General features: G+C 70.8%; 11 protein-coding genes. 4 read left to right on the forward strand and 7 right to left on the reverse strand.

Annotated elements, in window-relative coordinates:
• Nucleotides 1–90 precede the first annotated feature (90 nt).
• Both ABZ848_RS11260 and ABZ848_RS11265 read right to left on the reverse strand, forming a co-directional pair.
• Nucleotides 91–573, reverse strand: a complete 483-nt coding sequence (locus ABZ848_RS11260; RefSeq protein WP_360828926.1) for a DUF1269 domain-containing protein — start codon at nucleotides 571–573, stop codon at nucleotides 91–93.
• Entirely contained in the window at nucleotides 573–1,127 is a 555-nt protein-coding gene (locus ABZ848_RS11265; protein WP_360828929.1) for a DUF1269 domain-containing protein, read from the reverse strand. The genes ABZ848_RS11260 and ABZ848_RS11265 overlap by 1 nt, the downstream gene beginning before the upstream one ends.
• A gap of 133 nt (nucleotides 1,128–1,260) precedes the next feature.
• Between ABZ848_RS11265 and ABZ848_RS11270 the strand changes: the two genes are divergently transcribed.
• The 3 genes from ABZ848_RS11270 to ABZ848_RS11280 are packed head-to-tail and all read left to right on the forward strand — an operon-like array spanning nucleotide 1,261 to nucleotide 6,882.
• Nucleotides 1,261–2,682, forward strand: a complete 1,422-nt coding sequence (locus tag ABZ848_RS11270) for a hypothetical protein (protein WP_360828932.1) — start codon at nucleotides 1,261–1,263, stop codon at nucleotides 2,680–2,682.
• Nucleotides 2,683–2,704: 22 nt separating this feature from the next.
• Nucleotides 2,705–5,401, forward strand: coding sequence for a glucosidase (locus tag ABZ848_RS11275; RefSeq protein WP_360828935.1), 2,697 nt, complete (start codon nucleotides 2,705–2,707; stop codon nucleotides 5,399–5,401).
• On the forward strand, nucleotides 5,398–6,882 hold the full coding sequence (locus ABZ848_RS11280) for an alpha-amylase (protein WP_360828938.1): 1,485 nt from the start codon (nucleotides 5,398–5,400) through the stop codon (nucleotides 6,880–6,882). Before ABZ848_RS11275 ends, ABZ848_RS11280 begins: the two co-directional genes overlap by 4 nt.
• 9 nt (nucleotides 6,883–6,891) lie before the next feature.
• Here ABZ848_RS11280 and sulP read toward each other — a convergent pair whose 3' ends face one another.
• From sulP to ABZ848_RS11300, 4 genes are read right to left on the reverse strand one after another with little or no spacing between them, the layout of a single operon-like run.
• The gene (gene sulP / locus ABZ848_RS11285; protein ID WP_360828941.1) at nucleotides 6,892–8,631 is read right to left on the reverse strand and encodes a sulfate permease; all 1,740 of its coding nucleotides are present in this window, start codon (nucleotides 8,629–8,631) and stop codon (nucleotides 6,892–6,894) included.
• Between the two features lie 35 nt (nucleotides 8,632–8,666).
• Nucleotides 8,667–11,399 (reverse strand): HAD-IC family P-type ATPase, encoded by a 2,733-nt coding sequence (locus ABZ848_RS11290; protein WP_360828944.1) that lies wholly within the window; start codon nucleotides 11,397–11,399, stop codon nucleotides 8,667–8,669.
• The gene (locus tag ABZ848_RS11295; protein ID WP_360828947.1) at nucleotides 11,396–12,364 is read right to left on the reverse strand and encodes a polyphosphate kinase 2 family protein; all 969 of its coding nucleotides are present in this window, start codon (nucleotides 12,362–12,364) and stop codon (nucleotides 11,396–11,398) included. Before ABZ848_RS11295 ends, ABZ848_RS11290 begins: the two co-directional genes overlap by 4 nt.
• Nucleotides 12,365–12,380: 16 nt before the next feature.
• Nucleotides 12,381–12,800 carry a hypothetical protein gene (locus ABZ848_RS11300; protein ID WP_360828950.1) on the reverse strand — a complete coding sequence of 140 codons (420 nt, stop codon included), beginning with the start codon at nucleotides 12,798–12,800 and terminating at the stop codon, nucleotides 12,381–12,383.
• A gap of 191 nt (nucleotides 12,801–12,991) precedes the next feature.
• Here ABZ848_RS11300 and ABZ848_RS11305 point away from each other — a divergent pair, with 191 nt between their 5' ends.
• Nucleotides 12,992–14,398 carry an MFS transporter gene (locus tag ABZ848_RS11305; protein WP_360828953.1) on the forward strand — a complete coding sequence of 469 codons (1,407 nt, stop codon included), beginning with the start codon at nucleotides 12,992–12,994 and terminating at the stop codon, nucleotides 14,396–14,398.
• 50 nt (nucleotides 14,399–14,448) lie between these two features.
• Here the strand turns inward: ABZ848_RS11305 and ABZ848_RS11310 are convergent, their stop codons facing one another.
• The gene (locus tag ABZ848_RS11310; RefSeq protein ID WP_360828956.1) at nucleotides 14,449–14,847 is read right to left on the reverse strand and encodes an RDD family protein; all 399 of its coding nucleotides are present in this window, start codon (nucleotides 14,845–14,847) and stop codon (nucleotides 14,449–14,451) included.
• Nucleotides 14,848–14,918: the final 71 nt, after the last annotated feature.

The following is a 14,918-nucleotide window of genomic DNA, read 5'->3' on the forward strand; positions in this document are numbered from 1 at the left end:
ACGCCCCATCTCACCCGGGTGAACTTGGTAGAACGCTCAGCTGTTCACGGCGCGACGCTCGTCCCCGCACCCTGCGGGAACACCGCTCCCTCACCCCTGGAGGGCCGCCACGAGCTCCTCCTCGCGGTCCTTCGTCAGCGACGTGCGCAGCACGGTCGGCTGGAACGGCCGCAGCGCGTCCCGGACCTTGTCGGGCGTCGTGCGCCGTACCAGCGCGAAGACGGCGGCCCGGCCCGGCTCCAGCGCGCCGGCGATCTCCTTGATGAAGGCGTCGTTGATGCCGACGTCCGTGAGCTTGCCCGCGACCGCCCCGGTGGCGGCACCGACCGCGGCCCCGAACACCGGCATCAGGAAGATCAGACCGAACAGCGTCCCCCACAGGGCGCCGCCGGCCGCACCGGTCGCGGTGGGGCTGAACGACTGCCGTACATGGATCTTGCCGTCCTGGGTGCGCCAGGCGAGCGCCGCGTCCTCGAGGTCCAGGAGCTCCTGTTTGGACAGCTCCTTCGAGAGGCGCAGCACGGCCTCGGCCTTCTCCTTGTCGGTGAAGCCGAGCACGACGAGATCGGTCATCAGAACCTCCCGGTGTTCCGGCCGGACTCCCGGCCCGGCTGGCTGTTTTCTTCGGCGGCCTCGTCCAGGCGGGCCACGGCGAGGGCGAGTTCGGCGATCACGGCCTCCAGGGACTCCTCCGTGAGGAAGCCCTCGGCCACGGGCACCCCGCCCGCCTCCCGGATCGCCTCGCGCAGACCCTTGGCCCAGGTGTGCTCCAGCAGCACGAACCCGGCCGCGGTGCCCGGGTCCAGCTGCTGTGCGAGCTCCCGGATCTCCTCCAGAGTGAGACCGAAGGCGTTTCCCTCGGACAGGGACGGGAACACCGCCTCGGCCTCCCGCAGGGTCCGGCGCGGAATGCCGAGCAGCGCGGCCACGGTCTCGCCCATGCCCTCGGCCTGGTAGTCGGCGACGACGAGATCCCCGCCGGGCTCCTTCTGCACGAAGAGCAGGTCGAGCACGCGGACTTGGCCGCGGCCCTCCAGCGCGCCGAGTTCGTCGACGATCCTTCCCTCGAACTTCGCGTCCGGCCCGAACTCGACCGTCAGCAGTTGTACCGGCCCGATCCCGGCCATGGCCGCTCCCTCCACGTGATGCCGACGTGATGGCACTCCATCCAGTCGCGCCGGCTCCGGTTCCGCGTCACCCGCCGCAGGTGAGGGCCCGGCCCCAAGTCGGCGCCACGGTGGCCTCGGAGGTGCGAGGCCCATGGACCGGAACCGGGCAGCACAGCAGGAGAAGCCGCCGGCCGCGGACGAGGGCGAACTGCGGCGGCTGCGCGCCGAACTCGCCGAGCTGCGCGCCCGCGTCGGCGGCGAACAGCGGCGCCGATCCAGGCTGTTGATGGTGCGGCGCGTGGTGGCCGCGGTGCTCGTGGCACTGGTCGCGATCCTCACGGTGACCTCGGTGGTCGGGGTGTGGGGCGCGCGGACGACCCTCAACACCGGGCGCTGGGTCGCGACGGTCGGCCCGCTGCCCGACAACCCGGCCGTGAACGCGGCCGTCTCCACCTATCTCACCGACCAGATCTTCGACCAACTCGACGTGGAGCAACGGCTGTCCGAGGCGCTCCCGGACCGCGCGGCCTTCGCCGCCGCACCCGTCACCGCGGCGGTCCACGACTACATGAAGGACACGATCTCCAAGCTGATCAGGACCGAGCAGTTCCAGAACCTGTGGCGGGCCACGAACCGCTCGGCGCATGCGCGGATCGTCGACGTGCTGGAGAAGCGCAACGAGAACGTGCGTACGTCGGACGACACCGTGACCCTGAACCTGCTGCCGATGGTCAACAACGCCCTCAACTCCCTGGAGGAGCAGCTCCCCAGCCTGTTCGGCAAGCAGCTGGACCTGCCCGAACTCTCCTCCGGCGAGATCCCGCCCGGACTGCACGACCGGATCGAGAAGGCCCTCGGGGTCACCCTCCCCGACGACTTCGCCCAGATCAGGCTCTACAACCGGCACGAACTCGGCCAGCTCCAGCAGGCCGTCGTGGTGTTCAAGCGGGCTCTCGTCGGCCTGCTGATCGGCACGGTCCTGCTGCTGGCCCTCGCGCTGTGGATCTCGCCGAACCGCCGGCGCAGCGTGCTGCAGCTCGGGCTCTGGCTCGTCGTGTGCACGGCCGTGCTGTCCAGCGTGTTGCGCGCGGTGCGTGACCAGATCCTCGGCCAGGTGCCGGACGGCGTCTACCGCGACGGCGTACGCGCGGTCCTCTGGACGGTGTTCACCACCCTGCGTGAACGGGGCGACCAACTCCTGCTGGTGGGCATCGCCCTGGCCGTGGCCGCCTACGTCGTCGGCCCCGGCCGGCTCCCGGTGGCGGCGCGCCGCTACGGCGTCCAGGGCGCGCAGGCCACCGGCCGGTTCGCCGCCGACACCACCCGGCGTCTGACCCGGGAGATCGAGGTGCGGCTGTGGATCAGGGACCACGTGGACGTGCTGCGCGTCGCCGGGATCGTCCTCGCGGTGCTCTGCGCCCTGCTGCTGTCCTCCTGGACGGGCCTGCTCGTCGTCGCGGTCGTCCTCGCGGTGTACGAGGTGACGCTCACCCTTCTCGCGCGCGGCGCGGCCTCACCCGCGGCAGGTGAGGCACCTGCCGGGAGGCCCCCACAGACTGGCGCCGCCGGTTAGAGCTGCGACAGGGAGCGAGGGGATGAGCGCGCGGACGAGCGGTGAGCGGATCGGCCCGCGGGGCGACGAGGACGGGCGATGGCGCCTGTGGGGGCCGTATCTGAGTGAACGTCAGTGGGGCACGGTCCGCGAGGACTACAGCGACGGGGGTGACGCGTGGTCCTACTTCCCCCACGACCACGCGCGCTCCCGTGCCTACCGCTGGGGTGAGGACGGCCTCGGCGGGATCTGCGACGAGAAGCAGCGGCTGTGCCTGGCGCTCGCCCTGTGGAACGGGCGCGACCCGATCCTCAAGGAGCGCGCCTTCGGCCTCACCAACAGCGAGGGCAACCACGGCGAGGACGTCAAGGAGTACTACTTCTACCTCGACAGCACGCCCAGTCACTCGTACCTGAAGTACCTGTACAAGTACCCGCAGAGGGAGTTCCCCTACACCGACCTCGTGGCCGTCAACAGGTCCCGGACCAGGCAGGAGTTCGAGTACGAGCTGCTGGACACCGGGATCTTCGACGACGACCGCTACTTCGACGTGACCGTGGAGTACGCCAAGGCGGCCGCCGACGACGTGCTGGCCCGCATCACCGTCGCCAACCGCGGCCCCGAAGAGGCCACCGTGCACGTGCTGCCGACCCTCTGGTTCCGCAACACCTGGTCCTGGCACGAGAACGGCGCCGAGAGGCCGCGGCTGAGCGCGTCCGACGGCCCCGGCGGCACCACCGTCATCCGTGCCGTGCATCCCGAACTGGGCAGCTACGACTGCCGGTTCGGCGCGTCCGTGCCCCTGCTGTTCACCGAGAACGAGACCGACGAGGAACGGCTCTTCGGCCGGCCCAACGCCTCCCCGTACGTCAAGGACGGCGTCGGCCGGCACGTCGTGGACGGCGAGGGCGGTGCCGTGAATCCCGCGCGGGAGGGCACGAAGGCCGCCGCGCACCACGTCCTCACCGTCCCCGCCGGAGGCTCCGAGACCGTGCGCCTGCGCCTCGGCCCCGCCGGCGCCAAGCTGTCCCTCGCCCGCGGCTTCGACACGGTGTTCAAGGACCGCATCGCCGAAGCCGACGCCTTCTACGGGGAGTTGACCCCCAAGGGGGCGAGCGAGGACGAGGCGCGGGTGTTGCGGCAGGCGCTCGCCGGGATGCTCTGGACCAAGCAGTACTACCTCTTCGACCTGGAGGCCTGGCTGAACGAGCACGGGCTCGACCCGTGGAGCATGCCGCGCCCCGGCGTGCGCAACCGCGAGTGGTTCCACATGGTCAGCGACGACATCGTCTCCATGCCGGACAAGTGGGAGTACCCCTGGTTCGCCGCCTGGGACCTCGCCTTCCACACCGTCGCCCTGTCGGCCGTCGACATCCGCTTCGCCAAGGAGCAGCTCGAACTGCTCCTGCAGGACGCCTACTTGCACCCCAACGGCCAGATTCCCGCGTACGAGTGGAACTTCGCGGACGTCAACCCGCCGGTGCACGCCTGGGCCGCCTACTTCGTCTACCTGATGGAGGAGCGCACCACCGGGCACGCCGACCACGCCTTCCTCGAACGCACCTTCCAGAAGCTGCTGACCAACTTCACCTGGTGGGTCAACCGCAAGGACCCCGGCGGCCGGAACGTCTTCCAGGGCGGCTTCCTCGGCCTCGACAACATCGGCGTCTTCGACCGCAGCGCCCCGCTGCCCACCGGCGGCACCCTCGAACAGGCCGACGGCACCGCCTGGATGGCCCTGTACTGCCAGTCCATGCTGCAGATCGCCGTCGAACTCGTCGAGCACAACCCCGCGTACGAGGAGCTGGTCCTCAAGTTCGTCGAGCACTACCTGTGGATCGCCGCCTCCATGGACCGCGTCGGCGACCTCGGCGACGAACTGTGGGACGAGGAGGACGGGTTCTACTACGACGTCCTGCGGCTGCCCGACGGACAGGCCGTCCGCCTCAAGGTCCGCTCCATGGTCGGCCTGCTGCCGCTGTGCGCGGCCACCGTCTTCCGCCCGCGGCAGCTCGCCAAGGTGGCGGGCCTGGGGGAGCGGCTGCGCCGCTTCGCCGACCGCCACCCCTCGCTCTCCGTCACGCTCGCGTCGGCCCAGGCGGGCAGCGCGGGCGGCCCGCGGCTGCTGTCGGTCGTCGACGAGAAGAAGCTGCTCAGGGTCCTCGGACATCTCCTCTCCGAGGAGGAGTTCCTCAGTCCGTACGGCATCCGCTCCCTCTCCCGCCACCACGCCGAACACCCCTACCGTTTCTGGGTACATGGCGAGGAGTACCGCGTCGGCTATCTGCCCGCCGAGTCGGACACCGGGATGTTCGGCGGCAACTCCAACTGGCGCGGGCCGGTGTGGTTCCCGATGAACGCCCTCGTCATCCGGGCCCTGCTCAACCTCTACGGCTTCTACGGCGACGAGTTGACCGTCGAGTGCCCGACGGGGTCCGGCACCCGGATGACCCTCTTCGAGGTGGCCCGGGAGATCTCCGACCGGCTGACCCGGCTCTTCCTGCGCGACGGGAACGGGCGCCGGCCGGTATACGGCGGCCAGCGCACGTTCCAGGAGGACCCGCACTGGCGGGACCTGATCTCCTTCCACGAGTACTTCCACGGCGACAACGGCGCCGGCATCGGAGCGGCCCACCAGACCGGCTGGACCGGCCTGGTCGCCCCCCTGATGACGATCTTCGGCACCCTCGGGCCCGGCGACTTCCTCGCCGACCCCGTAGGCAGGAGGACGAAGCGATGACCGGTGAGCTGCCCGTCCAGCCCGTCGTCCACGAGGTGAGCACCCGTGTCTGGCTGCGTGAGATCGCGGCCCGCACCGGGCGCATCACGGGCCTGCGGGACGTACCGAAGGACGCCTGGGACGAGATCACCCCGCACGGCGTCGACGCCGTATGGCTCATGGGCGTGTGGGAACGCAGCCCCGAGGGCCGGAACATCGCGCTGCGCGACCCGGCCCTGCGCAAGGCCTTCACCGACGCCGTCCCCGACATCCGCGAGGAGGAGATCGCCGGATCGCCGTACTGCATCCGGCGCTACGAGGTCGACGCGAGCCTCGGCGGGGCCGCGGGGCTGGCCGGGGCGCGCGCCGAACTCGACCGGCGGGGCGTGGGGCTGCTGCTCGACTACGTCCCGAACCATGTCGCGCCGGACAACCCGTGGACCTGGGAACACCCCGAGTACTTCGTGCGGGGCGGCGACGAGGACGCCCGCCGGGACCCGGCCGCCTTCCTCACCGTCGCCGGCAACGCCCTCGCGCGCGGGCGCGACCCCTTCTTCCCGCCGTGGCCGGACGTCGTCCAGCTCAACGCCTTCGCGCCGGCGCTGCGCGAGGCCACCGCGAACGTGCTGGGGCACATCGGGGACGTCTGTGACGGGGTCCGCTGCGACATGGCGATGCTGCTGACCAACGACGTCTTCGAACGCACCTGGGCGGGTCTCGCGGGGCCGCGGCCGCAGGAGGAGTTCTGGCCGACGGTCCTCGCGGCCGTCCGCGGCCGGCATCCCGCCATGACCTTCGTCGCCGAGGCGTACTGGGACCTCGAATGGGTGCTCCAGCAGCAGGGGTTCGACTTCTGCTACGACAAGCGACTCTACGACCGGGTCCTGAACGAGGGCCCCGAGGCGGTCCGGCAGCACCTGCTCGCCGACGAGGCCTACCAGCGGCGGCTCGTGCGGTTCCTGGAGAACCACGACGAGCCGCGGGCCGCGTACACCATGACCCCGGCCAAGGAGCGGGCGGCGGCCGTGCTGATCGCCACGCTGCCCGGGGCCACGCTGTGGCACGAGGGACAGTTCACCGGACGCCGTACCCGGTTGCCCGTCTTCCTGGACCGGCGCCCGGACGAACCGGCGCAGGCCGAACTGCGGGCGTTCCACGAGCGGTTGCTCGCCGCCGTGCATCGCAGCGGGATGCGCGGCGGGCGGTGGCGGCTGCTCGACTGCACGGGCTGGCCGGACAACGCCACCCACCGCAATCTGATCGCCTCCGGCTGGGTGGGCCCGGCCGGGCGGTTCGTGACCGTCGTCAACCTCTCCGACGCCCCGGCCCAGGGCAGGGTCCGGCTGCCCTGGCCCGAACTGACCGCGGTCACCTGGACGTTGACCGGCCTGCTGGACGGCACGCGCTACACCCGCGAGGGCGACGAGCTGACCGACCCCGGCTTGTTCGTCGACCTGGAACCGTGGGGCACACATGTCCTGTCGGTCGGGCCGAACGCCTAGCCGAAACGCCTAGCCGACGGGCCTTGCCTCCGTCGCCGTCGTCCACTGCGCCCCGGTCCGTTCGCGGTACGCGGCCACCGCCGCCTCCAGGGTCGGGAAGAAGTGGCCGGGGTCGATGGTGCGGGTCAGTTCGTACTGCTCGATCTTGCGCCGCACCGGATCCTTGAGCTCGGCGAACACCAGGCTGATGCCCTGCGCGTTGAGCGCCTCGTCCAGCTCCTCCAGCTCGTCCGCGGCGGTGGTGTCCACGTCCGTGATCGGCTCGGCCGCGAGCAGCACCCACCGGGGCGGCGGCTCGACACGGGTCAGCTGCATGAGCTCGTTGCGGAAGGCCTTGGCGTTGGCGAAGAACAGCGGCCCGTCGAAGCGGTGGATCACCAGGCCCGGCAGCTGCTGCGCATCGGGGTAGGACCGTACGTCGTGATAGCCCGGCAGCCCCGGCACCCGGCCCAGCACGGTGTTGTACGGCCACCAGGCCCGGCGGAAGACGTTCAGGATCGACAGGCCGACGGCGATCGCGATGCCGGGCAGGACGCCGAGCAGGGCCACGCCGAGGAAGGCCGAGATCGACAGCAGGAACTCCGTCCTGCGCTGCTTCCACAGCCGCGCGGTCCCGGCGAGGTCGGCCAGCGACAGCGAGGCCGTGATGACGACCGCGGCGAGCGCCGGCTGGGGCAGGTTGCGGAACAGGCCGGGCAGCAGCACCAGCATCAGGATGATCAGGCCCGCTCCGACGACTCCCGTGAGCTGGCTCCTGGCGCCGGCCCGCTCGGCCACCGCCGTCCGTGATCCGCTGGTGCTGACGGGGAAGCCCTGGAACAGCCCGGCCGCCACGTTGGCCGCGCCGATCGCCGTCATCTCCTCGTTGCCGCGCACCTCCTGGCCGGTGCGGGAGGCGAACGCCGAGGCGTTGGAGATGGTGTCGGCCAGCGACACCAGGGCGATGCCCAGCGCCCCGGCGAACAGCGGACCCACGTCGTCCAGCCCGATGTGGGGGAGGGTCAACGGCGGGAACCCCCTGGGGAGTTCACCGACCAGGCTGACGCCGTGCCCGCCCAGGTCGAAGAGCGAGGTCGCGCCGATCGCCAGCACCACCATGATCAGCACCGCCGGCACCTTGGGCAGCCACCGCTGCAGTACGAGGATCAGCACGATCCCCGTGACGCCCACGGCGACCGCGGCGGGCACGGCCTTCCCGTCGGCGAGCCCCCGTACGAACGCACGGAACTCGTCGATGAGCCCGTCGGCGTCCGTCTTGAAGCCGAACAGCTTCGGCAGCTGTCCGATCAGGATGGTCAGCGCCAGACCGTTCATGTAGCCGATCATGGTCGGCTTGGAGATGAGGTCGGCGATGAAGCCGAGCCGGCACACCCCGGCCAGGACCGTGATGGCACCCACCATCAGCGACAGCATCGAGGCCAGCGCCACGGCCCGCTCGCTGTCCCCGCCGGAGGCGATCAGCGGCAGTACCGTGGCCGCGATCATCGGGCCGAGCGAGGAGTCCGGGCCGAGGACCAGGATCCGCGACGGCCCGAAGACGGCATAGGCCAGCAGGCAGAGCACGGACGTGTACAGGCCGGTGATCGCGGGCAGGCCCGCCAGTTCGGCGTAGGCCATGCCCTGGGGGACCAGGAGCGTGGTCAGGACGATGCCGGCGACGACGTCCTTGACCAGCCACTCGCGCCGGTAGGACAGCAGCGTGCGCAGCCCCGGCGGGACGAAGCGGCGGGTGGGGTCGTCACCTGGCATCGCGGTCCTCCGCTCCTTCGCCGGAGTACGGGGGTTCAGCCCTGCGGGACGGCGGCGGGCCGCGCACGCCCGCGGGCCAGCGCCTTGCCGGCCTCCCACAGCCCGAGCAGGGCCAGGGCGGGCAGCAGCGCCCAGCCGAACTGCCCCACGGTCAGGGGAGTCGTGCCGAGCAGCCGGTTGAAGACGTCCGTCTGGGTCGCCAGCACGGCGAGCACGAACTCACCGAAGACCGCCCGGTTCATCTGCTTGCTGTCGAAGGCCGAGGCCGACAGGACCGTCTCCGTCTCGCTGCGGCACTCCAGGGCGGCCACGATCAGACAGAGCGCGAACGAGGTGAAGGCGATCGAGTTGCCGATCTCCGGGCTGTCGAAGCGCGCCTCGCCGAGCTTGATCATTGACAGCAGGCCGATCGTGATCGCCAGCCCCGCAAGGCCCACCGTGACCATGAGCCGGGTCGTCATGACGGGCTCGCCGCGCGGCCGCGGCCGGCGTCCCATCAGCCCCGGACTGACCTGGTCGAAGCCCAGCGCGAAGCCGAAGGCCGCGTTGACGAAGAAGTGGATCCACAGCACCTGGGCCGGCGTGAACGGCTCGCCGCCCGCGATGTTGAACAGGGTCGCGCCGAGGAAGGTCAGCACGAACACGACCAGCAGCACCAGCACGAACCGGATGTACTTGGTGAGGTTGTCGTAGATCTTGCGGCCCTGCTCGACCGCGAAGACGATCGTGGCGAAGTTGTCGTCGGACAGGATCAACCGGCCCGCGTTCTTGGCCACTTCGGTACCGGAGCCCATGGCGATCCCGATGTCCGCCGCCTTGATGGCGGGGGCGTCGTTCACCCCGTCCCCGGTCATCGCGACCACGTCGCCCTTCTGCTTCAGGGTGTCCGCGAGGAGCACCTTGTGCTCGGGGGCGACCCGGCCGATCACGCCGATGTCGTCGATCCGCGCCAGCCGCTCCTCCTCCGACAGGGCGGCGAAGTCCGACCCGAGGATCGCCCCGCCCTCGATGCCGACCTGCCCGGCGATCGCCGCACCGGTGATCACGTCGTCGCCGGTCACCATCCGCACCCGGATGTGGGCGGCCTGGGCGCCGGCCACCGCCTGCCGGGACTCCTCGCGCGGTGGGTCCTCCATGCCGACCAGGCTCGTCACCTGCAGTCCCTCGACGTACCCGAGCAGGTCGTCGGAGGTGAACTCGGCCGGGTCCAGATCGCGGGTGGCGGCGGCCATCACCCGGCGGCCCTCCCGCTCCATCCGCTCCATCTGCGCATGCGCCCGCTTGTCGAGATCGGCGTCCCAGGGGATCGCCGTACCCTCCGACAGGGCCGTCGAGGCCCGCCCCATCACGGCGGGCGCGGCCCCCTTCACGAAACAGCGCACGATCGGCCGACCACGCCCGTTCGTCGCCGAGTTGAAGGTGGCCATCAGCTTGTACGAGGGGTCGAAGGGCAGCGTGGCCAGGCGCGGGAACCGCTCGCGGGTCGCCTCGACGTCCAGGCCCGCCTTGTGGCCGAGCACCAGCAGGGCGCCCTCGGTGGGGTCGCCGACCACCTTGCCGTCCACCAGCTTCGCGTCGCTCGCCACCAGGTACGGCAGGATCGCGTCCTCGATGTCGGGCGAACGCCCGGCCGCGTGGTGCACCCGGCCCTCCAGCCCGTAGCCGGTGCCCGAGACGGTGTACCGGTCGAAGGCGTCGACGACCTCGACAGCCGTCATCTGGTTGAGCGTCAGCGTGCCGGTCTTGTCGGAGTTGATCGCCGAGGTGAAGCCCAGCGTCTCCACCGACGGCAGGTCCTTCACGATCGCGTGCTGCTTGGCCAGGTCGAGACCGCCCATCGACAGGATCGTCTGCGTCACCGTGGGCAGCGCCTCCGGGACGGCCGCGATGGCCAGCGACACGGCGCTGACGAACAGGGCGTCCCACGCCTCGCCGCGGCCGCGTCCCAGCACGAACATCACGATCATGGTGAGCCCGGCCGCGCCCGCGATCCACAGTGTCAGCCTGTCCAACTCACGGGTCAGTGGCGACTGTTCGCGCTCGGTCGCCGACAACATCCCGGAGATCTTGCCCAGTTCGGTGCGGGCCCCGGTCTCCGTGACGATCATGGTGCCGCTGCCGTGGGTGACCGGAGTGTTCATGAACGCCGTGTTGGTACGGTCCCCGGGACTCAGCCCCGAGCCCTGCAGCACCCCGGTCTCCTTCGCGGCCGGCGTGCTCTCGCCGGTCAGCGCCGACTCGTCGATCTGCAGCGCGCTCGCGGCGACCAGCCGCCCGTCGGCGGGCACGTCGTCGCCGGCCGTGATCAGGACGACGTCCCCGACGACGACCTGCTCAGCGGGGATCTCGGTCTCCGTCCCGTCCCGCCGGACCCGGGCGGTCGCCTCCATCATCGACTTCAGGGCGTTCATGGCGCTCTCCGCCTTGCCCTCCTGGCGGATGCCGATGACCGCGTTGAGCACGGTCAGCACCAGCAGCAGCACCGCGGTGGCCCACTCCTGGATCAGCAGCGAGACGATCGCGGCGCCGACCAGGATGATCTGCATATAGCTGCGGTACTGGTCGAGCGCCCGGCGCCAGGTGGGCTTCGGCCGCTCCTCCGGGAGGGCGTTGGGCCCGTCCCGCTCCAGCCGCTCGGCCGCCTGTGCGCCGGTCAGCCCGACCGCCGGGTCCACGCCGAGCGCCTTCGCGACCGTGTCGGGCGGCTGCGCGTACCAGGGCTCGGACGGCTCGGCGGCGCCGTACCGCCCTTCCGTCGAGGAGGTCATCGTCCGTGCCTCCGTTCCCCGTCGGCCGCGACCGACGCCGCGTACGGATCGGCCTCGGCACCGGGCGGCGCCTGGGCCAGCAGCTCCTCCTTCGCCACGAACAGTTCGTGCCGGGCCTTCTCGCCGACCTCCGGATACTGCGGGTCGATGGAGATCAGTGTGTGGGCGAGCACCGCGGCCGCGCAGATGCGCGCGAACCACTTGTGGTCCGCGGGGATCACGTACCAGGGCGCCCACCGGGTGCTGGTGGCGGAGAGCATGTGCGAGAAGGCCTCCTGGTAGTCGTCCCACCAGGAGCGCTCACGCGCGTCCGCCGCGGAGAACTTCCAGTTGCGCTCGGGCACGTCGATCCGCTTGAGGAAGCGGCTGCGCTGCTCCTCCCTGGACAGGTTCAGGAAGAGCTTGACCACCCGGAACCCGTTGTCGTGCAGATACCGCTCCCAGTCGTTGATCTCCCGGTAGCGGCGGCGCCACACGCCCTTGCGCTTCGCCTCCTCCGGCAGCCGCTGGCGGTCGAGGTGCTCGGGGTGCACACGCACCACCAGCACCTCTTCGTAGTGCGAGCGGTTGAAGATGCCGATCTCGCCGCGCCGGGGCAGCCGGCAGGCGTAGCGCCACAGGTAGTCGTGGTCGAGCTCCTCGTTGGAGGGCACCTTGAAGTTCGCCACGTGCACGCCCTGCGGATTCACCCCGCTCATGACATGCCGGATGGTGCCGTCCTTGCCGCCGGCGTCCAGCGCCTGCAGACACATCAGCACGCCGTATCTGTTCTCGGCCGCCAGCCTTCGCTGGTAGTCGGCCAGGAGCGCCACGCCTGTCTGCAGCAGCTCCCGGCCGTCCTTCTTGCCTGCGATACCCGCCTTGAAGCCGGGGTCGAAGTCGGTGGACAGGTTCACCTCCGACCCCGGCCGCACCCTCAGGGGTGCGATGAACTCGGCGATCCGCTCGGCTCGTTGGTCCGCCATGCGTGTCGTCCGCTTCTCAGTACTCCGAGTCCTTCTGCACGATGCACAGGCCCCAGATGATGAACCCGTTCATCGCGATCAGGGTGAGCGACCAGAACGGGTAGTAGGGCATGGACAGGAAGTTGGCGATGATCAGCAGGCCCGCGATGAGGATGCCCATCACCCGTGCCCAGGTCGCCGTCATGGCCAGACCGATGCCGACGCCCACAGCGACCGCGCCGAGGGCCAGGTGGATCCAGCCCCAGCTGGTCAGGTCGAACTGGAACACGTAGTTGCGGGTGTTGACGAACACCTCGTCGTTGGCGATCGCCATGATGCCGCGGAAGACATCCAGAATGCCGGTCATGATCAGCATCACGCAGGCGAAGGCCGTCAGACCGCCGGCCGCCGCCAGAGCGCCTGGCGAATGCTGGTGCTTAGTAGTCGTGGTGGCCATGGCTGGGCCTCCGTCTTCGGGATGGCCGCCGGTCGCGGCCCTTCGTCGATGATTCGTACTCCGCTTCCCCGGGCGGTGGCGTCACCTCGCAGGGGTGAAGACGGATGATCATCGAGGCCGGACGATGGGCGTGATGGGGCGCCCGGGAGCCCGGGCTCCCGTGCGTGCAGCCGCCGATGCCGGGAGCCGCCATGGCCGTACCGCCCGTACCCACGTCAGCGGGCCGCTCCGGCCCCTCGCGCGGCGCCGCGCGCAGGATCCTGGCCCCGCTCGCCCTGGCCCAGTTCATCTGCAGTTTCGCCGGCTCCAACATGAACGTGATGATCAGCGACATCGGCGAGGACCTGGACACCACCGTCCAGGGGGTGCAGATCGCGATCACCTCGTTCCTGCTCGTCATGGCGGCCCTGATGATCCCCGGCGGCAAGCTCACCGACCGCTACGGCCGCAAGCGCTGCCTGATCTGCGGCCTCCTCGTGTACGGCGCGGGCGCCCTGCTCTGCGCGGCCGCCCCCGGCCTCGGCGTGCTCATCCTCGGCTACTCGATCCTGCAGGGCGTCGGTACGGCGCTGCTCATCCCGCCCGTGTACGTCCTCACCACGCTGCTCTTCACCGACGTCACCTCCCGCGCCCGTGCCTTCGGCGCCGTGATGGCGTTCGGCGGCTTCGGCGCCGCCGCGGGGCCCCTGATCGGCGGGCTGATCACCTCGGCGCTGAGCTGGCGGGCGGCGTTCGTGTTCCAGGCGCTGGTGGTCGCGCTGATCATCGTGCTGAGCCGGCGGGTCGAGGACCCGCTGCCGCCGGATCCCGGGCGGGACTTCGACACCGGCGGGGCGGTCCTGTCCGCCTTCGGACTGATCTTCCTGGTCATGGGCATCCTGGCCACCGACGACAACGGCTGGCTGGCGGCGGTCCTGCTGCTGGCCGGGGCGCTGGTGCTGGCCTGGTTCTTCCGCTGGACGCGGATCAAGGAGCGCACCGGCCGCGAGCCCCTCCTGTCGACGAGCCTGTTCCACAACCGCACCTCCAACCTCGGCCTGGTCACCCAGCACCTCCAGTGGCTGCTGCTGATGGGCGTCTCGTTCGTGGTCGCCGCCTATCTCCAGGTGGTGCGGGACTACGACGCCATACGCACCGGAGTCGTCTTCACCGCGGCCACCCTCGGACTGCTCGCCTCCTCGCTGGGCGCGGAGCGCTTCGCGAAGCGGCGGGAGCAGCGGACCCTGGTGATGGCCGGGTTCGCGGTGTCGGTGTCCGGCATCGCGATCCTGATTCCGATGGCGCACGGCACGGCGAGCGCCTGGGCCTTCGTGCCCGGGCTGCTGCTGATCGGCCTCGGGATGGGCGTGATGCTGACCCCGTCGGTGAACGTCGTGCAGTCCAGCTTCGGGGAGGACCGCCAGGGCGAGATCTCGGGCCTGTCGCGGAGCGTGTCCAACCTCGGCTCGTCCGTCGGTACGGCGGTCGCCGGCACGATCCTGGTCGCCGACCCGGCGTTCGGGGCGTACGCGGCCGCGATGATCGTGCTGGGCGTCATCGGGCTCGGCGGCTTGGGCACGGCGGCGCTGCTGCCGCGGGGGAAGGGGCGGATCGGCTGAACGCCGCGGGGTTCTTTGGCCTGCCGGCCACCGACGATCGCGCGATTGCATCAGAACCGGTGATAACGGACGGAACTGGCCACGAGGACATCCTGGAGCGACGCGTGCCGTCGGCTGACCGGGATCCAGCACAGGCCCAGCGGGAAGGCGACGCACAGCACGGCGCGCAGCAGCGCCCGGGGCACGCCGAGCAGTCGCCCGGCGCGGGCGGTGACGCGCAGGCCGAGCAGCCAGTCGCCGACGGTGCCGCCGGTGGAGGCCCAGCTCACGGCCAGATACAGCACGGCGAGGGCCCAGCCGAGCACGCCGGTCAGCCACGCCGACAGCTCGGGCATCCGGAACGGCGGCCCGGTGACGAGCAGCCGCAACCCACCGAACGCGAGCTGAGCGCCAAGCCCGGCAAGGGCCACCACGACGGCATCCACAAGCCCGGCAAGACACCGAGACACGACCCCGGCAACATCACTCGCCGCTCGCGGGGCGACTTGTGGCGCCGTTGTGAGCCTGGGGGCAGGCGCGG

The sequence above is a fragment of the Streptomyces sp. NPDC047081 genome (assembly GCF_040643775.1).
Taxonomy (GTDB): domain Bacteria; phylum Actinomycetota; class Actinomycetes; order Streptomycetales; family Streptomycetaceae; genus Streptomyces.

Excerpts from the sequence above, each read along its gene's own strand:
- ABZ848_RS11260 (WP_360828926.1), bottom strand. The coding sequence starts at position 573 with ATGACCGATCTCGTCGTGCTCGGCTTCACCGACAAGGAGAAGGCCGAG.
- ABZ848_RS11265 (WP_360828929.1), bottom strand. The coding sequence starts at position 1,127 with ATGGCCGGGATCGGGCCGGTACAACTGCTGACGGTCGAGTTCGGGCCG.
- ABZ848_RS11270 (WP_360828932.1), top strand. The coding sequence starts at position 1,261 with ATGGACCGGAACCGGGCAGCACAGCAGGAGAAGCCGCCGGCCGCGGAC.
- ABZ848_RS11275 (WP_360828935.1), top strand. The coding sequence starts at position 2,705 with ATGAGCGCGCGGACGAGCGGTGAGCGGATCGGCCCGCGGGGCGACGAG.
- ABZ848_RS11280 (WP_360828938.1), top strand. The coding sequence starts at position 5,398 with ATGACCGGTGAGCTGCCCGTCCAGCCCGTCGTCCACGAGGTGAGCACC.
- sulP (WP_360828941.1), bottom strand. The coding sequence starts at position 8,631 with ATGCCAGGTGACGACCCCACCCGCCGCTTCGTCCCGCCGGGGCTGCGC.
- ABZ848_RS11290 (WP_360828944.1), bottom strand. The coding sequence starts at position 11,399 with ATGACCTCCTCGACGGAAGGGCGGTACGGCGCCGCCGAGCCGTCCGAG.
- ABZ848_RS11295 (WP_360828947.1), bottom strand. The coding sequence starts at position 12,364 with ATGGCGGACCAACGAGCCGAGCGGATCGCCGAGTTCATCGCACCCCTG.
- ABZ848_RS11300 (WP_360828950.1), bottom strand. The coding sequence starts at position 12,800 with ATGGCCACCACGACTACTAAGCACCAGCATTCGCCAGGCGCTCTGGCG.
- ABZ848_RS11305 (WP_360828953.1), top strand. The coding sequence starts at position 12,992 with ATGGCCGTACCGCCCGTACCCACGTCAGCGGGCCGCTCCGGCCCCTCG.